At 37.3% G+C, this 21818-nt stretch carries 20 protein-coding genes; 14 read left to right on the top strand and 6 right to left on the bottom strand.

The annotated features are described in order from the left end of the window. Window positions 1–44 precede the first annotated feature (44 nt). From AC1DDK_RS00745 to AC1DDK_RS00715, 7 genes are all read left to right on the top strand, one after another. On the top strand, window positions 45–1148 hold the full coding sequence (locus tag AC1DDK_RS00745; protein WP_172663771.1) for a cellulase family glycosylhydrolase: 1104 nt from the start codon (window positions 45–47) through the stop codon (window positions 1146–1148). Window positions 1149–1537: 389 nt separating this feature from the next. Continuing rightward, the gene (locus AC1DDK_RS00740) at window positions 1538–2881 is read left to right on the top strand and encodes a MutS-related protein (protein WP_337715127.1); all 1344 of its coding nucleotides are present in this window, start codon (window positions 1538–1540) and stop codon (window positions 2879–2881) included. 96 nt (window positions 2882–2977) lie between these two features. Further along, window positions 2978–4228 carry a beta-ketoacyl-ACP synthase II gene (fabF, locus tag AC1DDK_RS00735; protein ID WP_337715124.1) on the top strand — a complete coding sequence of 417 codons (1251 nt, stop codon included), beginning with the start codon at window positions 2978–2980 and terminating at the stop codon, window positions 4226–4228. 349 nt (window positions 4229–4577) lie between these two features. Then, the gene (locus AC1DDK_RS00730) at window positions 4578–6206 is read left to right on the top strand and encodes an acyl-CoA carboxylase subunit beta (RefSeq protein WP_288880533.1); all 1629 of its coding nucleotides are present in this window, start codon (window positions 4578–4580) and stop codon (window positions 6204–6206) included. Window positions 6207–6312: 106 nt separating this feature from the next. Then, window positions 6313–7275, top strand: a complete 963-nt coding sequence (gene trxB / locus AC1DDK_RS00725) for a thioredoxin-disulfide reductase (protein ID WP_048904563.1) — start codon at window positions 6313–6315, stop codon at window positions 7273–7275. Window positions 7276–7393: 118 nt separating this feature from the next. Next, a complete protein-coding gene (locus AC1DDK_RS00720; protein ID WP_477633750.1) occupies window positions 7394–9301 on the top strand; it encodes a beta-N-acetylhexosaminidase in 1908 nt (635 codons plus the stop codon). Between the two features lie 52 nt (window positions 9302–9353). Further along, a complete protein-coding gene (locus AC1DDK_RS00715; RefSeq protein ID WP_288880528.1) occupies window positions 9354–9965 on the top strand; it encodes a hypothetical protein in 612 nt (203 codons plus the stop codon). A gap of 2 nt (window positions 9966–9967) precedes the next feature. Here AC1DDK_RS00715 and AC1DDK_RS00710 read toward each other — a convergent pair whose 3' ends face one another. Further along, window positions 9968–10600 (bottom strand): response regulator, encoded by a 633-nt coding sequence (locus tag AC1DDK_RS00710; protein WP_172663765.1) that lies wholly within the window; start codon window positions 10598–10600, stop codon window positions 9968–9970. Next, on the bottom strand, window positions 10593–13478 hold the full coding sequence (locus AC1DDK_RS00705) for a ligand-binding sensor domain-containing protein (protein WP_337715122.1): 2886 nt from the start codon (window positions 13476–13478) through the stop codon (window positions 10593–10595). Before AC1DDK_RS00705 ends, AC1DDK_RS00710 begins: the two co-directional genes overlap by 8 nt. Before the next feature lie 207 nt (window positions 13479–13685). Here AC1DDK_RS00705 and AC1DDK_RS00700 point away from each other — a divergent pair, with 207 nt between their 5' ends. Both AC1DDK_RS00700 and AC1DDK_RS00695 read left to right on the top strand, forming a co-directional pair. Next, window positions 13686–14555 (top strand): helix-turn-helix transcriptional regulator, encoded by an 870-nt coding sequence (locus AC1DDK_RS00700; RefSeq protein ID WP_337715121.1) that lies wholly within the window; start codon window positions 13686–13688, stop codon window positions 14553–14555. A gap of 67 nt (window positions 14556–14622) precedes the next feature. Next, window positions 14623–15057, top strand: coding sequence for a nuclear transport factor 2 family protein (locus tag AC1DDK_RS00695; RefSeq protein WP_172663763.1), 435 nt, complete (start codon window positions 14623–14625; stop codon window positions 15055–15057). Window positions 15058–15197: 140 nt separating this feature from the next. Here the strand turns inward: AC1DDK_RS00695 and AC1DDK_RS00690 are convergent, their stop codons facing one another. Next, entirely contained in the window at window positions 15198–15797 is a 600-nt protein-coding gene (locus AC1DDK_RS00690; RefSeq protein WP_172663762.1) for a hypothetical protein, read from the bottom strand. Continuing rightward, on the bottom strand, window positions 15784–16281 hold the full coding sequence (locus AC1DDK_RS00685) for an RNA polymerase sigma factor (protein WP_048904569.1): 498 nt from the start codon (window positions 16279–16281) through the stop codon (window positions 15784–15786). The genes AC1DDK_RS00690 and AC1DDK_RS00685 overlap by 14 nt, the downstream gene beginning before the upstream one ends. A 129-nt stretch (window positions 16282–16410) precedes the next feature. Here AC1DDK_RS00685 and AC1DDK_RS00680 point away from each other — a divergent pair, with 129 nt between their 5' ends. From AC1DDK_RS00680 to rpmA, 4 genes are all read left to right on the top strand, one after another. Next, the gene (locus AC1DDK_RS00680) at window positions 16411–17838 is read left to right on the top strand and encodes a dicarboxylate/amino acid:cation symporter (RefSeq protein ID WP_172663761.1); all 1428 of its coding nucleotides are present in this window, start codon (window positions 16411–16413) and stop codon (window positions 17836–17838) included. 3 nt (window positions 17839–17841) lie between these two features. Then, window positions 17842–18354 (top strand): hypothetical protein, encoded by a 513-nt coding sequence (locus AC1DDK_RS00675; RefSeq protein WP_172663760.1) that lies wholly within the window; start codon window positions 17842–17844, stop codon window positions 18352–18354. An 81-nt stretch (window positions 18355–18435) separates the two neighbouring features. Beyond that, complete coding sequence (rplU, locus tag AC1DDK_RS00670; protein ID WP_048904572.1) at window positions 18436–18747, top strand: 50S ribosomal protein L21; 312 nt, start codon at window positions 18436–18438, stop codon at window positions 18745–18747. Between the two features lie 58 nt (window positions 18748–18805). Next, entirely contained in the window at window positions 18806–19225 is a 420-nt protein-coding gene (gene rpmA / locus AC1DDK_RS00665) for a 50S ribosomal protein L27 (protein ID WP_172663759.1), read from the top strand. 73 nt (window positions 19226–19298) lie between these two features. Here rpmA and AC1DDK_RS00660 read toward each other — a convergent pair whose 3' ends face one another. Next, window positions 19299–19679: a helix-turn-helix domain-containing protein gene (locus tag AC1DDK_RS00660; protein WP_172663758.1), complete on the bottom strand. Its 381-nt coding sequence runs from the start codon at window positions 19677–19679 to the stop codon at window positions 19299–19301. A 210-nt stretch (window positions 19680–19889) separates the two neighbouring features. Between AC1DDK_RS00660 and AC1DDK_RS00655 the strand changes: the two genes are divergently transcribed. Then, window positions 19890–20852, top strand: a complete 963-nt coding sequence (locus tag AC1DDK_RS00655) for a response regulator (protein WP_337715119.1) — start codon at window positions 19890–19892, stop codon at window positions 20850–20852. Here the strand turns inward: AC1DDK_RS00655 and AC1DDK_RS00650 are convergent. Continuing rightward, the gene (locus AC1DDK_RS00650; RefSeq protein WP_337715118.1) at window positions 20849–21817 is read right to left on the bottom strand and encodes a polyprenyl synthetase family protein; all 969 of its coding nucleotides are present in this window, start codon (window positions 21815–21817) and stop codon (window positions 20849–20851) included. The genes AC1DDK_RS00655 and AC1DDK_RS00650 overlap by 4 nt on opposite strands. Between the last annotated feature and the right edge of the window lies 1 nt (window position 21818).

Raw genomic sequence — 21818 nt, 5'->3', positions numbered from 1 at the left:
TACAGAATGAACAAATCACTAAATTATAACTAGAACCTTTTAAAATGAGAAATCTAAAAACCTATTATCTAGCACTATGCTTGCTTGGGCTCGCGTTTCAGTCGTGCGTACAAAAACCAGCAGATCAAACTTCACAAACAGAACAAAAGCCAAGAGAAATATGGACTGTAGAACAGGCCAATAAATGGTATGAGCAATGGGGCTGGTTAAGAGGTAGCGACTTTATACCAAGTACTGCAATCAATCAATTAGAAATGTGGCAAAAGGAAACTTTTGACCCGACAACTATTGATAAGGAACTGGGTTATGCTGAAGGAATTGGCATGAACTCAATGCGCGTTTACCTGCATCATGCTGCCTGGCAACAAGATAAAGATGGCTTCAAAGGAAGGGTAAAACAATATTTAGATATCGCCGATAAGCACCATATCTCTACCTTGTTTGTGCTATTTGATGATTGCTGGAATCCAACTTTTAAAACCGGAAAACAACCGGAACCAAAAATTGGTATTCACAATTCCGGCTGGGTAAGAGACCCGGGAGATCTGTATTATCAGGACTCTACGCTTGTAGATACGCTTGAAACTTATGTTAAAGATGTACTAACAACGTTTAAAGATGACAAACGCATTGTACTTTGGGATCTTTACAACGAACCTGGAAATTCAAACTACGGCAACAAAAGCATGGATCTGCTTAAAAAAGTATTTGAATGGGGCCGTACAGTTAACCCTAGTCAGCCGCTTTCTGTAGGGGTATGGAAATTAGATTTGAAAGAACTTTCAGATTATCAGATTCAGAATTCTGATGTAACCACTTATCATAATTATGGCGATGTAAAGGATCACCAAAAATGGATTGATACCCTTAGAAGTGTTTCTAAACGCCCGCTTATCTGTACTGAATATATGGCAAGATCAAGAAACAGCTTATTCAGCAACATCATGCCTATCCTTAAAAAAGAAAATATTGGTGCTTACAACTGGGGCTTGGTGGCAGGAAAAACCAATACTATTTACGCATGGGATAGCCCAATGCCTGATGGAAAAGAACCTAAACTATGGTTTCATGATATTTTCAGAAAAGACGGTAGCCCGTATAAAAAAGCAGAAGTTGATTCTATAAAAATGCTTACCGGAAAGCAGTAAGCGTTTATTAAAATTCAGTTACCTAGGCCGTTGTTGTTTACGACGGTCTTGGTTCTTTAATGCGGTCGTCATCTCGACGATAGGAGAGATCTCTTGATTATGCCAATTTGCTTTGTAGCTATTTAAAGGTCAGAGATCTCTCCTATCGTGGAGATGACGACCTTTAAGCTACCTCTTATTGGGCTTAATCAAGGCAGATTAAGGACTGGGAGCAGATTGCGTCGGAAAACATGCATCTTTTCCCGAACCAGTCCCGAACCAGTCTCGAACCAGCGTTAACGCAGGCCATACCAAGCTTCATAGAAGCCCCATAGTTGATCATAAAATAAATGCACTTAAAAAGCATAAAATGTTGTAAGTTCATTGATGAAAATCAACATGTTTTGTGAATGGTTCCATTTGATATAGATAATCAAACTTTAAACGATCTCGAGATATTTGAAAGTGCCGCTAGTGAAAAGTGCATTTTCTCTTTTTTCGACTTCAGCTCAACCATAGGAGGGAAAGAGAAGTTAAGGAGCCTTTTTAATCATCCTCAAACTGATATTCAGATAATTGAAGAGAGAAAAAATCTTATCCAATATCTGTTGAAGTATAATAAAACTATAGCCTTCGATAAGGAATCGCTTGATTTTATTGAGTTCTACTTACGTCAAAATGATAAGCCCAACCAGCCGGCTGCTATAGATATTATAGGGGTTACTTCCAGATTTTTCTTTAAGAACAATCAGCAACAGTATTTAAGACAACGCGGGGCTCAGGAAGTATTAAAGCTGATCCATTTGTTGTATGACTTTTGCAGCGAATTAATTATTGAGAACGCTCCTGAACTACTAAAATCACTCCACAATAAAGTTCATGGAATGATAGAGAGGCAAGCAGACATTAAGCACCATAATCAAATAAGACCTCACACTTTTAAACTCTTTGATTTAGAGAAATACGATTTTATAATCAGAAATTCAGAGGTCACAGAAATTAAGGAACTTCTGGGAATTTGTTATTCGTTAGATGCCTATTTATCAGTTGCAAAATCTGCAAGAACTTACGGCTTGTCATTTCCTGTATTCAATTCTTCAAAGGAGAGATCAATTGTAATTAAAGGGGTATTTCATTTATTTGTGAAGCACCCAATACCCAATAACATCGATTTCAGTACTGATAAAAATGTTTGTTTTATTACGGGAGTGAATATGGCAGGGAAATCGACCTTGCTAAAATCTATTGCAATATCCATATATCTAGCCCATTTGGGCTTTCCTGTTCCTGCAGAAAGTATGGAGACCAGCATTTTTGATGGCCTCATTACTACGATCAATCTTTCAGATAATTTGAATCAGGGATATAGCCATTTTTATAACGAGGTATTAAGAGTAAAGCAAGTTGCACAAAAAGTAACCACATCTAACAATATGGTGGTTATATTTGATGAGCTGTTTAGAGGAACGAATGTAAAAGATGCCTACGATGCTTCACTTTCAATCATAACAGCATTTAGCCAGATCAGAGGGAGCTTTTTTGTTATTTCAACACATATTGTTGAAGTGGCTAAAGAGCTAAATGATAACAGTAATATTAATTTCCGCTTTTTGGAAACCAGGATAATAGATGGGAAACCCATGTTTACTCATGAGCTGAAAGAGGGTATAACTGATGAACGCATGGGCATGTGGATAATTGAAAATGAGGGGATAATGGAAATATTGAACAATATGACACATTGTAACAAATAAATGCCCACCAGATTTAAGTATTTATGGTAATTTTGCAAAAGAAATAACTCGGTGAGTTTAAACAAACGCACCGCTAAATATAAAATAGAAGTGAATATGAAAAGAGTAGTAGTAACAGGTTTAGGTGCTGTAACCCCGGTGGGAAATACAGTAAAAGAATTTTGGGACAATATAGTTGCCGGTAAAAGTGGCGCAGCTAAAATAACAAAATTTGATACCTCAAAATTCAAAACCAACTTTGCTGCTGAAGTGAAAAACTTTGATGCCGAAGCCTATATTGATAAAAAAGAAATCAAAAAATATGATTTGTATACTCAGTTCGCTATTGCAGCCAGCGATCAGGCCATCAAAGACTCAGGATTAGACTTTACAACAATGCCTGAAATTGAACGCTATGAAGTGGGTGTGATTTGGGGATCTGGAAATGGTGGTATCGGTACTTTTGAAGAGCAATTGAAAGAGTATCATCTTGGTGATGGAACTCCTAGATTTAGCCCTTATTTTATCCCTAAAATGATTGTTGATATTGCCGCTGGTGTAATTTCAATACGCAATAAACTCCATGGTCCTAATTATGCTACTGTTTCGGCATGTGCATCTTCTAACACTGCAATTATCAGCGCTTTTGATTCTATCCGTTTAGGCAAGGCCAACATTATGGTAGCGGGTGGTTCCGAGGCCGGTATTACTGAATCTTCAGTAGGTGGTTTTAACTCAGCACATGCTTTATCAAAAAGAAATGATGATCCTGAAACTGCTTCGCGTCCGTTTGATGTAGACAGAGATGGCTTTGTAATTGGTGAAGGCGCTGGTGCTTTGATTTTGGAAGAACTCGAGCATGCCCAAAAAAGAGGTGCACATATCTATGCAGAAATTGTTGGTGGTGGTATGGCAGCTGATGCTTATCACCTTACTGGTACGCCACCGGATGGTTTAGGGGCATCTTTAGGTATTTCTAAAGCACTTGCTGATGCAGGGATAACTCCTGATAAAATTGATTATATCAATGCTCACGCAACTTCTACAGGTTTAGGAGACGCTGGAGAATTAAACGGAATTAAAAAAATATTTGGCGATTTGCCTGTTAAAATTAGTGCAACCAAATCTATGACCGGTCATTTACTTGGTGGTGCTGGTGCTATAGAAAGTATAATCAGTATTCTTGCCATCAGAGATGGAATTATTCCGGGAACTATCAACACTAGAAATCTTGATCCTGCAATTCCCGAAGGCTTAAATATTGTATTAGGTAAATCTATTCACCAGCCTGTTAATTACGTGCTGAACAACACATTTGGTTTCGGTGGTCACACTGCAACTTCTGTGTTTAAAAAGTATGAAGCATAGTAAATAATTAATTGTTTTTTACGTAGGGTGGTATTTCTAACTTTGCAATAATCGTCTTTCTTGTAAAGACGATTATTGTGTAAATTGTCTTTACAAGAAAGACGATTTTGTCTATGGAGCGATGAATATGGCTGAACAATCGTATCTTTTTAAAAGGACTACTTAAAGCTGCCGGTTATTGTAAGGCTAAGGAAGCATGGGTTATCACGCTCGAAGAAGAAGAATTAACCATAGATGGTGTACATATTCTAATAATGCCAGCTTGGAAATGGATGTTATAGTTTTACCTCTATACCAAAGCCCGAATTGGACTTTTGTTCTCCTAATAATAAAGATTTAACTTGCCTGTATGAACATAGAATTCAATAAGAATGAAGACGTTAATAAACAGTCAGTTTATGACTTAAAAACCCGGCTCAAAAAGATATATAAAGGTGGGGGAGAGAAGAACGCTGCTAAACAAAAGGACAAGGGTAAATTATTGGCAAGAGAACGCATCTCTTACCTGATAGATAAAGAAAGTCAGTTTTTAGAAATTGGTGCTTTTGCGGCAGATGAAATGTATGCTGAGCAGGGTGGTTGTCCATCGGCCGGTGTGGTTTGCGGTATCGGATATGTATCGGGCAGGCAATGTATGATTGTTGCGAACGACGCTACCGTAAAAGCAGGTGCCTGGTTTCCTATGACTGCTAAGAAAAATCTTAGGGCGCAGGAAATTGCAATGGAAAACAGACTGCCGGTAATCTATCTGGTTGATAGCGCCGGTGTTTATTTGCCTATGCAGGATGAGATTTTTCCTGATAAGGAACATTTCGGACGAATGTTTAGAAACAACGCGATCATGTCGGCCGATGGGATTGTTCAAATTGCTGCAATAATGGGCTCATGTGTGGCTGGTGGTGCTTATTTACCGATCATGAGCGACGAAGCAATGATTGTTGATGGCACAGGTTCTGTGTTCCTGGCAGGGTCATATCTTGTTAAATCGGCAATTGGCGAAGATGTGGATAATGAAACCCTGGGTGGAGCCACTACCCATTGTGAAATATCTGGTGTAACCGATTATAAGCATCCTAATGATCAGGCTTGTTTAGATAGCATTCGTAACATCATGAGCATGCTGGGTGCACCACAAGTAGCCGGATTTGATAGAATTAAGCCAGCTTTACCTAAGCTCGATCCTGAACAAATTTATGGAATACTGCCGGAAAACAGAGAAAAGCCTTATGATATGCTCGAGGTAGTTCAACGCTTGGTAGATAACTCTGAATTTGAAGAATACAAGAAATTGTATGGACAGAGCATCATCTGCGGATTAGGTCGTATTGATGGCTGGGCGGTTGGTATAGTTGCCAATCAGCGTAAAGTTGTTAAATCCAAAAAAGGGGAGATGCAGTTCGGGGGAGTAATTTATTCTGATAGTGCTGATAAGGCAACACGGTTTATCATGAATTGCAACCAGAAAAAAATCCCTTTGGTGTTTTTACAGGATGTTACCGGCTTTATGGTAGGCAGCAGATCTGAGCATGGAGGCATCATTAAAGATGGTGCAAAAATGGTAAACGCGGTTGCAAACTCCGTTGTGCCTAAGTTTACCATTGTAATAGGAAACTCTTATGGTGCCGGTAATTATGCCATGTGTGGTAAAGCATATGATCCGCGATTGATTTATGCCTGGCCAAGTGCTAAAATTGCAGTTATGGGTGGCTCGCAGGCCGCTAAAGTGTTGTTGCAGATTCAGGAAGCATCACTAAAAGCAAAAGGAGAGGTGATTACACCGGAAAAAGAAGAAGAACTGTTAAAAGAAATTACCGATAGGTATGACAGTCAAACTACTCCTTATTATGCTGCGGCAAGGTTATGGGTTGATGGCGTTATTGACCCTTCAGAAACCAGAAAAGTAATTTCTATGGGTATAGAAGCGGCCAATCAATCGCCTATAAAGAAGCAGTTTAACGTAGGTGTTATCCAGACTTAGGCGGAATTATAATCTGGAAATCACAATGTTGCGTTTGTTGTGCGCTAGCGTTTGACGGATAGCGGGATAAAGCGTAATTTTGTACTTTAATAAGAAAGAAACATATATGTCAGAAGAAATAGAACACGTTCAATGTTTAATTATAGGTTCAGGTCCGGCAGGATATACTGCTGCAATTTATGCAGCCCGTGCTGATCTTAAGCCAGTTATGTATACTGGTATGGAACCTGGTGGTCAATTAACGCAGACTACTGATGTTGATAATTTCCCAGGATACCCGGGTGGCATTATGGGCCCTGAGATGATGGAAGATTTCCGTAAACAAGCAGAACGTTTTGGAACTGATATCCGTTTTGGATATGTAAGTTCTGTAGACTTTTCATCTTTGCCTCACAAAGTAGTTGTTGATGAAATTAAAACCATCACAGCTGATACTGTAATTATCTCGACAGGTGCCACAGCTAAGTGGCTTGGTTTGCCTAGTGAACAACAATATAATGGTTTTGGTGTATCGGCATGTGCGGTATGCGACGGATTTTTCTTTAAAGGACAGGACGTAGCGATAGTTGGTGCTGGTGATACTGCTGCCGAAGAGGCTACTTACCTTGCAAAGCTTTGTAAAAAAGTATACATGATTGTGCGCAGAGATGAGTTCAGAGCTTCAAAAGCTATGGTACACAGGGTATTAAATACGCCAAATATTGAAGTAATTTATAACTCTGAAACTAAAGAAATTCTGGGTAACGGTAAAAATGTTACTGCGGTAAGAATAGTAAATAACCAATCTGGTGCAGAAACTGATTTGCCAGTTGAAGGTTTCTTTGTGGCCATTGGCCATAAACCTAATACCGATATCTTTAAAGGATGGTTGGATATGGATGAAACTGGTTATTTAAAAACAATCCCTGGAACTTCTAAAACCAACATAGAAGGTGTTTTTGCCAGTGGAGATGTTCAGGATCATTATTATCGCCAGGCAGTTACAGCCGCTGGTTCTGGTTGTATGGCGGCTTTAGATGCAGAGCGTTATCTGGCGGCAAAAGAACACGAAGTAAAAGAAGTGTTGTAAGTATCATTTTAATAGAAATATGGGCAGAATCGTATGATTCTGCCTTTTTTTTGCCCGCCTTTCTCTAAGATTTTTTTATCTTGGGGCTTGATTTAAAATAAATTATTTAACCTAACACATGAAAAGATTATTATCAGTTGCTCTCGTGGCATTTATGTCTGTGGGTGCATTTGCGCAAACAGATGCCAATATGGGCATTATTCCTGCCCCCGTTTCGGTAGTAAAGAAAAGCGGAGCCTTTAAATTGGACAAAACTGTTGTATTGATGTCTGCAGATGCAGCCAATGCAAAGATGGCAGATTTGCTAAACGCTTCTATTACCACGAAGGCAGGATTTGCACTTAGAGAAACAAAGGCTATAAAAGCCAATGAAAGAGCAATTGTATTAACCTCGGCAGGGGCTGATAAATTACCTGCAGAAGGTTATACTATTGATATTACTGATAAAAAAATCACTGTAACAGGTAAAGATGCAGGATTGTTCTATGCAGTTCAGTCTATGATTCAGCTAATGCCTGAAAAGAAAAATAATGAGCTAACCATAAGTGCAGCAGAAATTAACGATTATCCTCGTTTTAAATACAGAGGAATGCACCTCGACGTTGGACGCCATATGTTCCCGGTAGCTTTTATCAAGAAGTACATCGATTTGATGTCTCAATATAAATTAAATAATTTCCACTGGCATTTAACTGAAGACCAGGGATGGAGAATTGAAATCAAGAAATATCCTAAACTAACAACAGTTGGTGCAACCAGAAGCGGCACCATTATTGGTCACCACCCTGGAGTAGGTACAGATAATAAAGAGTACAAAKGTTTTTATACCCAGCAAGAGGCTAAAGAGGTTGTTGCTTATGCAGCAGCAAGATATATTAACGTAATTCCTGAGATTGAGCTTCCTGGCCATGCATCAGCAGCAATTGCGGCATATCCTGAATTAAGCTGTTTCCCTAACAGAGATACTTTTGTTGATGTTAAAACACCTTGGTCTGGTTCCAGAAAAGGAAAGCAAGTGCAACAGCAATGGGGTGTATTTGATGATGTATTTGTGCCTAGCGACAATACCTTTAAATTTTTAGAAGATGTGTTGGACGAGGTAATCGCGATTTTCCCTTCTAAATATATTCATATCGGTGGTGATGAGAGCCCTAAAGAATACTGGAAAGAAAGTGAGTTTTGCCAGAACTTAATTAAAAAACTTGGGTTAAAAGATGAGCATGAGTTACAAAGCTATTTTATCCAGAGAATCGAAAAACACATCAATGCAAAAGGCCGTTCAATTATTGGATGGGATGAGATTCTTGAAGGTGGTTTAGCGCCTAACGCTACTGTAATGTCGTGGAGAGGTACAGAAGGTGGTATTGCAGCGGCAAAACAAAACCATGATGTGATCATGACTCCGGGCGGACCTATTGGACTTTACTTTGATCATAAACAATCTAATTCTGTTGACGAACCAACAAATATTGGTGGTTTAGCACCTTATTCTTTAGCATATGCTTACGATCCAATGCCAAAAGAATTAACTGCAGATCAGCAGAAACATGTTGTGGGTGTACAGGCTAACCTGTGGACTGAGTATATTCAAACTCCAGAAAAAGTGGAGTATATGATCTTACCAAGAATGTTCTCATTGGCAGAGATTGCATGGAGCAAGCTTGACCGTAAGGACTTTAAAAACTTCTCTGAAGAGCGTATTCCTGTGCATTTGGCCAGATTAGATAAAACCAACACAAACTATTGGGTTCCAACTCCGCTTGGATTAACAGCAGAAAAAGTAATAAACGGTGAAGAATTTAATCTTGATCTGAAAGCACCAATACCAGGTTCAAAAGTATTTTATACTTTAGATCTTACACGTCCGTCTGAAACTGCTAACTTAGTTAACAGCCCTGTTAAAGTGATTGTTCCTAAAGGCGAAAAACGTGTTTTAAAAACTATTGTAATCGCGCCAAGTGGTAAACGCAGCGTTGTTACAGAAACAATTTTGAACAATGGTGCTTCGGATGTAAAAACTAAATAGTAGTTTGCATTGTATAAATTGTATTTACATTAAAAAGTAAATGATGAAATTGATGAAATACTTAATAAAGCAGCCTCTTCTATTTGCGGGGCTGCTTTTATTGGCTTCTTGCAGCGACTCTTCTAAGAAAGATGAAGCTGTAAAACAGAGTGAACCTGTTGCAGCTAAGCAAAAAGGTCAGTTTGTTTTTTACAAGGATATAGCGATAAGACCAGGTATCAATTTTGAGGTAGTAAGCTGGGGTAAAGGGGTTGATAGCGTTGGTGGTTATCTGATACTGATGTCCGATTCGCTTAAAAGCAATTACAAATCGTTTTCTAATGAACGTAGTGGCATTATAACTGATGCCTGGAATATGGATTTAGATAATGATGGTAACCCGGAAATTTACATCGAGCTGTTAAGCAAGAAGAATGTTCTGGATCTTAACGTTTTCGAATATTCTGATGGTAATTTTAACAAGATCACCTTCCCGGCATTAAGTGATAGAGCTAAAAAGACCTACGCAGGTAATGATAAATTCGTTATCAAGAATGGCGACTTGTTCCGCACTTTTCCTATCGTAAATTCAAAAGATACTACTGAAAAGGATGGCACTTTAAAAACATTACAATATAGACTTAGCGGTAATAGCTTCTCTATATCTGAAATAGAGAGTGAATAGGTTTATATCAGCTTATTGGTTCTTGCCACATTTATGGCGTCAGCTTTCGAGTTGACGTCTAACTTAATGTAAATGTTCTTTACATGGGTTTTAACCGTTTCTACATCTATAAATAACTGATTGGCGATCTGGCCACGATCTTTACCTTCGGCTATTAATTCCAGTATCTGTGTTTCTCTTTTGGTAAGCGGCGAATGCTGGTTTTTTTGAAGAGACATAATTACTTTCTTTGAAACATCTGGGCTCATGGGGCCGCCGCCATGCATTACCTCTTTAATTGCGTCGATTATTTTTGATGAAGGCGTATTCTTGGTAAAGTATCCTGAAGCACCATTTGCCAATGCATCCAGTATTATTTTTTCGGTTTCATAAACAGTAAGCATAATGATGTAAACATCAGGCAGCATCTTTTTTAGTTGCGGTAAAGCGTCAATGCCGCTTGTACCGGGCAGCTGTATATCCAATATGATCACATCCGGGTTGTCTTTTGCAATTTTAAGCTTTGCAACATCAAATGAAGGATAAGCATTTACCACGGTATATGGAGAGGTATTGTCTATCAGGTAGTGGTAGCCTTCTCTGATGGTTTTATCATCTTCAATAATTACAATTCTTGCGGCTTCCTGATTAGGCATCTTTAAAATGTTTTAGGGTCGAAAAATTAACAAGTAACAATACACTGGTACCATTGTCATTAGAAATGATCTTTAAATCGGCATTTATTCTTTTTGCCCTAACATACATATTGTTCATGCCATGCCCATCTTTAGCGTGTGCTACATCAAAGCCGATTCCATCGTCCTGAAGGGTGATCAACAGCATGCCGTTGTTTAATTTGGCCTCAAAATTTATCACCCTGGCTTTGGCATGTTTCAGTGAGTTATGTATAGACTCCTTAAAAATCATCAATATGTTTCGGCTCATATCTAATGATAATTTGGTGTATTTGTTATTGAGATCTATATCAAATTTAAAGAGAATAGGAGTTTCATTAACCATTTCCTGACCGAAATCTTTAATGTGGTTTAATACCTGTTCTAAGGAATCATTTTTTGGATTTAAAGACCATAATATATCTTTGGTTCCATTATACAGTTCGTCAACATTGCAACGGATCTTTTTTAAGATATTCCTTTTTTCGGTATCATCTTTATCGATCATGCTACCCAATACTTCCGAAAGAACTGTTATTCTGGTTAGCTTGTTGCCCAGGTCATCATGAAAATCTTCGGCAGTTTGTTTTCTGATCTTAAATTGTTCCTCCAGCTTTATTTTTAGTCTTAATTTGCGTCTACGTTCATTGAGCATCAAGATGATGTATACTATAAATAATATCAGCAGGATAATAAGTATCACAATAAAGAACTTAAAAAGAGACGTTTGATAGTATGCAGGCAGTATTTCAAATGCAACTGAAGCCGTATTAACTGAAAAAAGCCCGTCTTTGGTAATCACTTTTACTTGGAAAGTGTATTTTCCGGGAGGGATAGCCGTGAAATTCATAGATGAATTACTACTTGGCTGACTGAATTTGTTATCTAATCCTATAAGTCGATATTGGTACATTACAGCATCGGGATTTTTCAGATAAATTCCAGTATAACTGATATTAATGCGGTTGTGGTTATAGGGTAGCGTAAGCACACCTTCAACATATTTTGGTTTGTAATTTGGGGTTACATTTACTGAATTGATGTAGATATATGGACTTACTTTTTTCTCTGGATTAGGATTTACTCCATAAACAATAACTCCTTTGGTAGTGCCGATCCATACATTGTTGTTGTGTTGAAGTATGGCATTCTGATTGCATTCTACCAGCAGTTCATCCTCGCTTTGCGGTGGTATAATTGTAAAGTTTTTAGGATCAATTCTATCAATGCCTCTTCCGGTTCCAACCCATATTATGCCCTTTTTATCTTCTAACAAGCTATAGATGTGATCAGATGCAAGACCCGACTTGGTATTTAAAGATTTTGTTGCCCCGGTTTTAATGTTCCAGATCACTAAGCCGTAATCTGCAGTTCCGAAAAGCACATAGTCCTTGTATTTAAGCATGCAGAGTATGTTAGAACCCGATAAGCCTTTAATCTTTAAAGGGGTGAGCATTTTCTTGTTGGCAACTAACCATGCGCCATCCTGAGTGCCTAAAATTATTGAGTCGCGCGCCAATTCCATTAATCCACCACCAAACTGTTGGGTAATTCTGGTAAATTTTTTGCTGTTAACATCAAAGGTTAAGCATCCATGATTGGTTGATAACCATATGGTGCCACCGCTATCCTCAATCATTGCATTGTACGCTATATGCAAATTATCCGTATCCATACGTTCCAGGCGCTTGCCGTTGTGTTTCCAGAGGCCACCACCGGGAGTGCCTACCCAAAGGTTGTTTTTATGGTCGTTATATAAGAAATTAATGCGATAGGAATCCGGATTTTGAGATGGTATTTTAACGTTTGTTATCTTTTGATTCTGTTTGTACTCATATAAGCCACCATATGAGCCCAACCATATTGATCCTGGAGTAGGGCCGTTGGCAATGGCCATTACAATTCGACTTTCTATTCCTTGTGTTTCGTCGAATGTTACATAGCTGTTATTGGTAAACCTGAATAGGCCAGAGCCATCTGTGCCAAGCCAGATGTTATTCTCGACGTCTTTAAATATCTCATTAACAACATTGTCTGTGAACCCATTCTGGGAATTGAAATGGATAACGCTGGCAGGAGTAATGTAGTAGGCACCCTTGTTTGTACCTATCCATATTGATCCTTTCCCATCCTGTGCTATGGCATTGCATTTACTCGTAATTTCGTTATAGACTTTATTAATGTTATTGTTCTGGGCAACATAGATCCCTTGGGGAGTTAAAAACCATACTTTTCCTTTATTAAGCTTGTCTACTAAAATATTGGTAACTATTAGGGTCTTTATTTTTTCATCTAATGGCCATAATGTCCATTTACCCTTTTCAAGTTGATACAATCCCTTCCCATGAACGGCTACCCATATGTTACCAGAATAGTCTGTTTTAAGAGCCGTAACTATTTCGGTAGTATCATTTGAAATGGTTATTAGTTGATCTTTGTTGGCGTTGTATAAGCGTTTGGCTTTTATACAGTAGGTAGTCCCATTTTTATCGGTGGCAAGTGCACCAACCCATTTTTTCGTATCAGCCGAATTGCTGAAACCCTTGCCATCGTATTTTGATAAACCTTTGGCAGATCCTATCCATATTTCATCCTTTTTTCCTGATGCCAGTGCAAGAATGAAGTTACTGCTTAGACCACGTATTTTGGTGTAATCGGTAAACTGTTTGCCATTAAAACAGCTGAGCCCTCCAAGAGTCGAAATCCACAAGCGACGCTTGCTGTCCTGCGTAATAGCAGTTACCTGCGATTGCGTTAGCCCATCCTCTATGTCATATTGTTCAAAGTTATACCGCTGGGAAAAACCATCGAGACAATAGCTGAAAAGGATGAGAAAAAGTAACAATATCTTTTTGCCCACTTGATACGGAAATACAAGGTTAATCCGATTGTAAATATATTTATCAATATACAATTAAAAAATCACCCCTGAAGGGGTATTTTTTTCATTTACCTCAAAATACCCCTTCAGGKGTGAAAAGAAACACGATATCCCGGTTTAATTTTGATTAGAAACTTTGAGCATTCAAGTTGACTGATTTGAGTTAAACACGCTAATTTAATTGTGATGAGTAGTAGTAGTAGTAGTAATAGTAGAATACTTGTTGGTGATAATGAAATTATAAGTCAAAATTCTTGTACCAGCAGCTTTACTGGTTTAACAGGAAAGTATTCCATTAATATGGTATTTAATGGCGCTGCGGACTATAAAGTAAACAAAAGGGAGTTGCGATTGCATCCGGAAAACTTTATATTTTTAAATAATTATACAAATTATTCCAGCAGAATTGATTCAGCAATACCGGTAAATGCACTATCTGTTTTCTTTGATCCGCGTTTCGTTCAGGATTTCGAATATTCCAGAAAAAGTGGCGCTGTTTTACTGGATAACCCATTTGATTATAAATATGAGAACCCGGTTTTTGTAGAGTCTATTTATCCTTTGCAGGGCGCATTAAAAGATAACCTGCTAAATCTTGCAGGGCTTATCAATCGCAACACAACCAACCAATTACTTTTGAATGATTGTTTGCATGATTGTTTGTTAAATTATTACAGCATATACAACACTGAAGTGGTAAACCGAACTGCATCATTAAAGTTCCTTAGTCATGTTACCAAATCTGAAATATTAAGACGCCTGTCTATGGCTAAGGATTATATCATTAGCAATTACAATAAGAACATCCGACTGGATGATATCGCACAGATGGCTTGTTTGTCGATAAACCATTTACTTAGAACTTTTAAACAAGCTTATCAGCAGTCGCCACACCAGTTTTTAACAACATTCAGACTTCAGCAAGCCAAATACTACTTAAGAAATACGGATTATCCGGTTAGTGAGATTGTAGATATGGTGGGCTTTGAATGCCCAAGTTCCTTTATCAGGTTATTTAGAAGTTCATTTAACGTTACTCCCGGCCAGTACAGGTAATCTGTACCGTATACGATGCTTTTAGAGTACGATATGTGTTTAGTTTAATTTTTTTTAAAAAATGGTTATGAAAAGAAAAATTCTATTGTGTATGGCGATACTGAGTATCTCCTTCACTTTTGCATCTGCTGATACTGATAAACCAGTGGCAAGTGTGAATTTAAAATCAAGCTCTGTAATAGAAGCTTACATTGACGCGAATGTTCATTGTAACGCGGCATTACTTAATCAGGTGATGGATAACGAGGCTGTGCTAAAAATAACCAGGCAGGGCAAAATTGTAGAACAAAACAAAAGGGACCTGGTAGACTTTTATAAAAGAAGAGGCGACATTACATTAAACTGTACCTCCAATTTCGAGATTTTATCAACTAGTGATTGCGTAGTGATGGTAAGGGTAGATTTTAAATATCCATTGTTTACGCAAGAGAACTATGTAACTGTTGTAAAAGACCAAAACGGGATTTGGAAAATAAGTCAGATCCACAGATTTAATGGCTAAAAAAGAATTGGTGAGTTTCGCTTATTCACCATTAAGTCCTAAACCTATATTTGAACCAGGAAGCCCGGCAATAAGTTTGGATAAATTTAAATTTGGGTTAGTTAATAATAGAAGTCATCCGATAGGTAGGATGACTTTTTTTATGGCTGCTCTTTGAACTGGCTGCTAATACGTTCAAACTTCTCTATTAAAAGATCCAAGCGCTCTTTCTCTCTTTTTAAATAAGCTTTGCGCAAAAAGGTTGCACATAATGCCATCCAGAAAACAGAGAAGGAGGTTATTCCGATCTGAAACCATAATTCCAGGTTGTCGAGCATTTCGTAGAAATAAAGGACAAAACCAAGGCATATTGCTGCAGCATAAAACCAATATAGCTTGTTGTATATAGAGAATTTATTTAACTGATAGATCTTTAATTGCGATAAAAATTCATTGGGATGTTGGGTGAAATCATTCCTCGATATTATTTTGTAATCCTTATATAGAATAAAGGTAGATACAGCTATTGCTATAATAATGATGCCTAAACCGGCAGGTGTTGTCCAGGATGTGAATGGATAAAATATTAAAAGAGCAACAAGAGATGCAAAAGAAATCAACATTCCGGCAATGTTCAATAGTGACCTTGTTTTGATGCCTGATACTTCTTTTTTTGCCTGCGAAAGCATTTCCTCAGAAGAGATTTTTACCTCCACTGAATGTGATTGCCAAAGCGATTGTATATGATCAAATTCTTGCATGTTGATTGTATAGTTCTGTAAGTTTTTGTTTAATGCGATGAATTTTTACTCTTAGATTCCCTTCACTGATGCCAGATATATCGGCTATTTCATTGTAAGGTAGTTCGTCGAGTACCATTGTAATTATGAGGCGATCGTTTTCTTCTAATTTTGATATTGACTTGTAAAGTAGTGCAACCTGTTCGTTTTTTTCCGACAATTCCTCTGGCCTGTTTTCGATAATATTGTCTGTAAGCTCATCTTTTGCCTGTCTTTTTTCTGATCTTAAATAGGTTAAGCAAGTATTGACTGCGATACGGTAGATCCATGTCGAAATCAAAGATTTATTACGGAACTTATCTAAATTCTGCCAAACTTTTAAAAATGTTTCCTGAAGAAGATCATTTGCCGAGTCTTCGTCGCCAGTATAACCATAACATAAATGGAAGATTTTCTTGGAGTTTGTGTCGAAAATTTGCTTAAATAACTGATCCTTTTGTTCCATTAATTAACGGCTGATGGTAGTTTGATCGTTGTAATCTTTAATTGTTACAACAGGTTGCGGTATCAAAAATAATAAATGTTTGCGGGCTTACCACAATTAATTACTTTTGTTGCCACTAAAAACTAATTTATGAAACAAAACCGCATCGGGCTAATTACGTTGATATTTATTACAATTGCTACTTTGCTCGGAGTTTTGAAAGATTTTGACATTGTTGCCGTTCCAGATAACATAATGATGGCAGTGCGTTGGATTCTTGCAGCGGAGCTGTTTGTTTATGCCGTTATTAAAAAGAATCTAACTACCTGGATATTGGTCTGTATGATTTTAGGAGTTTTTATTGGGATAGATTATCCGCATGTAGCTATAGCATTACAACCACTAAGCAAAGGTTTTATTAAACTCGTAAAAACTATAGTTGGTCCAATATTATTTGCAACCCTGGTTTATGGTATTGCTGGTCATTCTGACTTGAAACAAGTGGGCCGAATGGCCTGGAAATCTATGCTGTACTTCTATTGCGCCACCACAATGGCATTATTTATTGGATTGGCAGCAATTAATATTTCGCAGGCTGGAGTAGGGGTTAATATTGAAAATATGCCTCATAACGAATTGCCGAAACCCGTGAAGGATTTGACCGATGAAAGCATTCTGCAGAGTTTACCACACAGCATACATTGGTTGTATAAAACACTTGCCTTTTTTAGAAACGTTTTCCCTGAGAATATAGCGAAATCTATCTATGACGCTCAGATCTTACAGATCGTGATCTTTTCTGTGATCTTCGGTATCGGTTTAGCTATGGTAGACGAAAAGAAGCGAAAGCCTATGGTTGATTTTTGTGAAAGCTTATCTGAAACCATGTTTAAGTTCACAAATGTGATCATGTATTTTGCCCCAATTGGAGTAGGGGCGGCTATGGCTTACACAGTTGGACATATGGGAGTAGATATCTTAAAGCATTTATTTATGCTGGTGGCAACCTTGTATGCGGCATTGCTGGCTTTCATTCTTATTGTATTACTGCCTATAGCTTTATATATTAAATTACCTATACGGAAGTTTATCAATGCAATAAAAGAACCGGTATCTATTGCTTTTGCTACAACCAGTTCTGATGCAGCGTTGCCTAAAGCAATGAGTGCAATGGAAAAATTTGGAGTTCCGCGTAAAATTGTATCATTTGTAATTCCAACTGGTTACAGTTTTAACTTAGATGGAACAACATTATACCTTTCATTAGCTGCTATCTTTGTGGCCCAGGCTGCAGGAATGCATTTGTCATTTGGCGATCAGTTATTGATTGTTTTCACGCTTATGATTACCAGTAAAGGAGTGGCTGCAATACCAAGAGCATCTCTAATTATTTTGATAGCTACTGCAGATCAGTTTGGTCTTCCAACATTTATTATAGCCGCAATTTTAGGGATAGATGAGTTGATGGATATGGGTAGAACATCATTAAACGTAATAGGAAACTGTTTAGCAACAGTAGTAATTGCAAAATGGGAGGGTGAATATAATCCTGACTATGAAGCGCCAATAGAAGCTTAATTTATGACTAACAAAGGAAAAAAGATTTTTTTAGCACTAAGTATTGTGGTGCCGTTCTTGATTTATTGCATTGTATATTATACCCCAATGATAAAGAATGCCCCTTTCAGGTCGGCAGACTTTGTTTCATTTGAATACAAATGGGGAGTAGGGAAAACCCTTGCCAATAGTTATAATTCTGCTACAGGCGATTATCAATACCTTGATGATAAAGACTCGCTGGTTAAGACCCATGTGAAGCTTAGAAAAAATGACATGATCTATTTGCACAGCAAAGCAAATGAATTGGGTTTGTGGAATTTTCCAGGTGTGATTGCAAATAACGGGTCTGACTTAAATTCGCCTAAGATACTGCGTTATGAGATCCAGTTCAATTACAAAACAAAGTCAAAGAAAGTGATTTATTTGACTGATTATAACGAAATACCTAAGCTGAGAGATGTTGCAGCTCAAATGCAAAAGCTTATTGGACAAAGTATAAATGACGCTGAAGAACGTTACGGGAATAAAAAGTAATTCTGTTGTGGATTTAGAAAAATTAATTCTATATTTGCACCTCGATAAAAATAAACAATTTAAAATAATAAATATTTAACAATGTACGCAATAGTAAATATAGCAGGACAGCAATTCAAAGTTGCAAAAGACCAGCACCTTTTTGTACACCGTTTACAAGGAGATGAAGGCGCTAGTATTGAATTTGACAATGTATTGTTGGTTGAAGATGGTGGTAAAATCTCTGTAGGAGCTCCTACATTGAAAGGTGCTTCAGTTTCAGCTAAAATCGTGTCTCATTTAAAAGGTGATAAGGTAATCGTTTTCAAAAAGAAACGTAGAAAAGGTTACAAAAAGAAAAACGGTCACCGTCAGTATTTCACCAAAATCCAGATTTCTGGTATCAGTTTATAATTAGTTGTTAAACAAAGATTACCAGGTTAATCAGGTAATTAATAAAATATAAAACAAGATGGCACATAAAAAAGGAGCCGGTAGTTCGAGAAACGGACGCGAGTCGCATAGCAAACGTTTAGGTATCAAAATATTTGGTGGTCAGGAAGCTATCGCTGGAAACATTTTAGTACGTCAGCGTGGTACAAAACATCATCCAGATAAAGGAGTAGGTATTGGTAAAGACCATACTTTATTCGCTTTGGTTGATGGTACTGTAATCTTCAAAAAGAAACAAGATAACAAATCATATGTTTCTGTATTACCTACTGTAGCTAAAGAAGTTGTAGAAAAAGCACCTGTTGTTAAAAAAGCACCTGCTAAGAAAGCTGCTGCTCCTGCAAAGGAAGTTGTTGCTGAAAAAGCACCTGCAAAAAAAGCACCTGCTAAAAAAGCGGTTAAAGCTGAAGTAGAAACTAAAGCAGAATCTGCAGAATAGTAAGATATTTACTTTATAAAAAAAGGGTTTCAGCATATGTTGAAACCCTTTTTTTATAAAGTAATGCCAAATTCTAATGCCCATTCGGGTGGTTGCCTTTGAATTTTTCAGTTTTGATTTCAATTAGCTCCTGTTCAAAGTTCTCTATTGCCTTTTTAAAGCCTGCAAGGGATTTCTCAAGATTATTGATTAAAGATTGGATCTTATTAACCGATTCATTGTCTTCGGAATTTTGCGGCTCCCCATGCAAAATCCATTCATAACTTTTGCTATAATATCTGGCGATTAAGTGTAGTGTGTCAAAAGAAGGAAACTGATTTCCTAACTCTATTTGTGAATAATTACTTCTGGATATATTCAATGTGTTAGCTATAGCCGCTTGGGATAAATTGTGGTCTAATCGCAAGTTTTTGATCCTTTCTCCGATACTTACTTTTGACAGTATTTCTTGCATAATTGATTTATATTGTGTTGATTTGTATACGGTCAAATTAGAAACCCATTACCTGGTTGCAAATTCTAAACCATAAATAAATTAGGATAATTATTAGTGTAGAATTGCACCATAGACCTTATGAGTATTAAGCCAAAACTTATAAAAAAATTAAAAAATCCGTGTAAAAAATGAATTGTGGGCAATATAATAGTTTAGATAAGATTAACAATGCTGGTTAGTAGTGTGTGGGAGCATTCATCTTGTTCATTTTTTCTAATTGATAGAAAAAATGAATTATTATTTTTCAAAATTGTTCCTGATAATAATTTACGGGAATTTATTACTGGCTCGCCTAAAATTGGGGACAATGTTGAGGAAATAATTACGCAAATTTATAAATATAAATTCCTAAAACTACTTGAAAAATGTTTTAACAATAAATGTTTCAGCATAGAGGTAAGAATCCCTTCTGCTAATGAAGGGATAGACTCATCTTTTCAGATCGTGTTTACTCCTTTAATGAAAGATAAGATTGAACAGGTTGTTTGCACCATTATAAAGAATCACGAGCGCCTGGATCATTTAAGGAAACTTAATGATTATTCTCATCTTACTTCTCATCAACTACGCTCACTAACGGCTAATGTATCGAGCTTATTTAACGTTACAAGCTATAGTCGATTGGGAGGTTATGATGTTTCAAAGATAAATCAGCTACTAAGCGATGTTAATTACCAGGCCAAAAAACTGGATAGTGTAATTAAGGAACTCTGCATTTCCCTTAGCAAGCCCGGAACTGATAATCAGCCAGAAAATGAGGGCTTAGAACCAGAGAAAAAACATGTGGTACTTGTTGATGATGACCTGATGACCATTAAAGTGCATCAGGCTTTGATAAGAAATCAACATAGAGAAAAGCAGGTTGTTTTGTTCAATAATCCTGGAAATGCACTGGATTACATCAAGCAGAATAAGCCCGATCTTATTCTCTTGGATTTACATATGCCTAATATTGATGGTCTTAGATTTCTGAAGATGCTGGACGAAAGCAAGATTTCTATTGATGTTGTTATTGTCTCCTCATCAGTTGATCCAATGGATAGAACAATTGCAAAATCATTTTCCTTTGTGAAAGATTTTATTGCTAAGCCACTTACCGACGAAAAAGTAAAATCAATATTTGATCACTAATGTTCTCTGCTCATCAGCTCCTCAGCTAATTTAATAATTTCAGATTTCCTGGATTCAGCTATTGTAATCTTGTTTAAGGCTGTAAATGCCTTGTCAAGATAGCTTTTCATTTCCTGTGTGGCCAACTCCCTGATCTTATAACTATGGTATAGGTCGGTAATGTGTTTGATTTTATCTTCTGTGTTCTTGTTGGTAAATTGATCGGTAAGTTTAGTATGATCTTCTTTGCTCACTAATTCCTGTAATTTTAGCAAAAGAAAAGTTTTTTTGTTTGCTATGATGTCACCGGCTATTTGTTTTCCAAATTTCTCCGGGTCGCCAAACACATCCAGAATATCGTCTTGCAGTTGGAAAGCAATGCCCAGATTTTCTCCAAACACGTAAATAAGTTCCGCTTCTTCTGGTTTTGCCTTTGCAACAATTGCACCCAGTTTCATTGCGCCACCTAATAAAACAGCTGTTTTAAGGCGTATCATATCTATGTATTCGGGAATGCTTACGTCGCTACGGTTTTCAAATTCCATATCGAGTTGCTGACCTTCACAAACCCCTTGTGCAGTGGTATTAAACGTATCAAGAGCGGGTTTTAAAATACTTACATCAACATTTGTAATGTGTTTGTTTGCTTCAACCATCATCACGTCGCCACTTAGTATAGCAGTATTTGTACCCCACTTTTCATGTACAGTTTGCTTTCCTCTTCTAAGTGGGGCATTGTCCATAATGTCATCATGAATAAGCGTAAAGTTGTGGAATGTTTCAATTGCCATTGCCGCGGGCAAAGCCTTAAAAATATCGCCACTAAATAAATCTACTGCCATTAATAGCATAGTAGGTCTTACTCTTTTGCCGCCTAAGCTCATAATATAGCTTATGGGCTCATATAAGTTGCCAGGATATGTTGGGTATTGGATTTCGCTTATTGCTTGTTCTACGTGCTTTAATAATTCTGAAGGAGAATGCATT

It is taken from the genome of Pedobacter sp. 05T44 (assembly GCF_056395985.1).
This window is presented reverse-complemented; position numbering and strand designations above follow the sequence as displayed.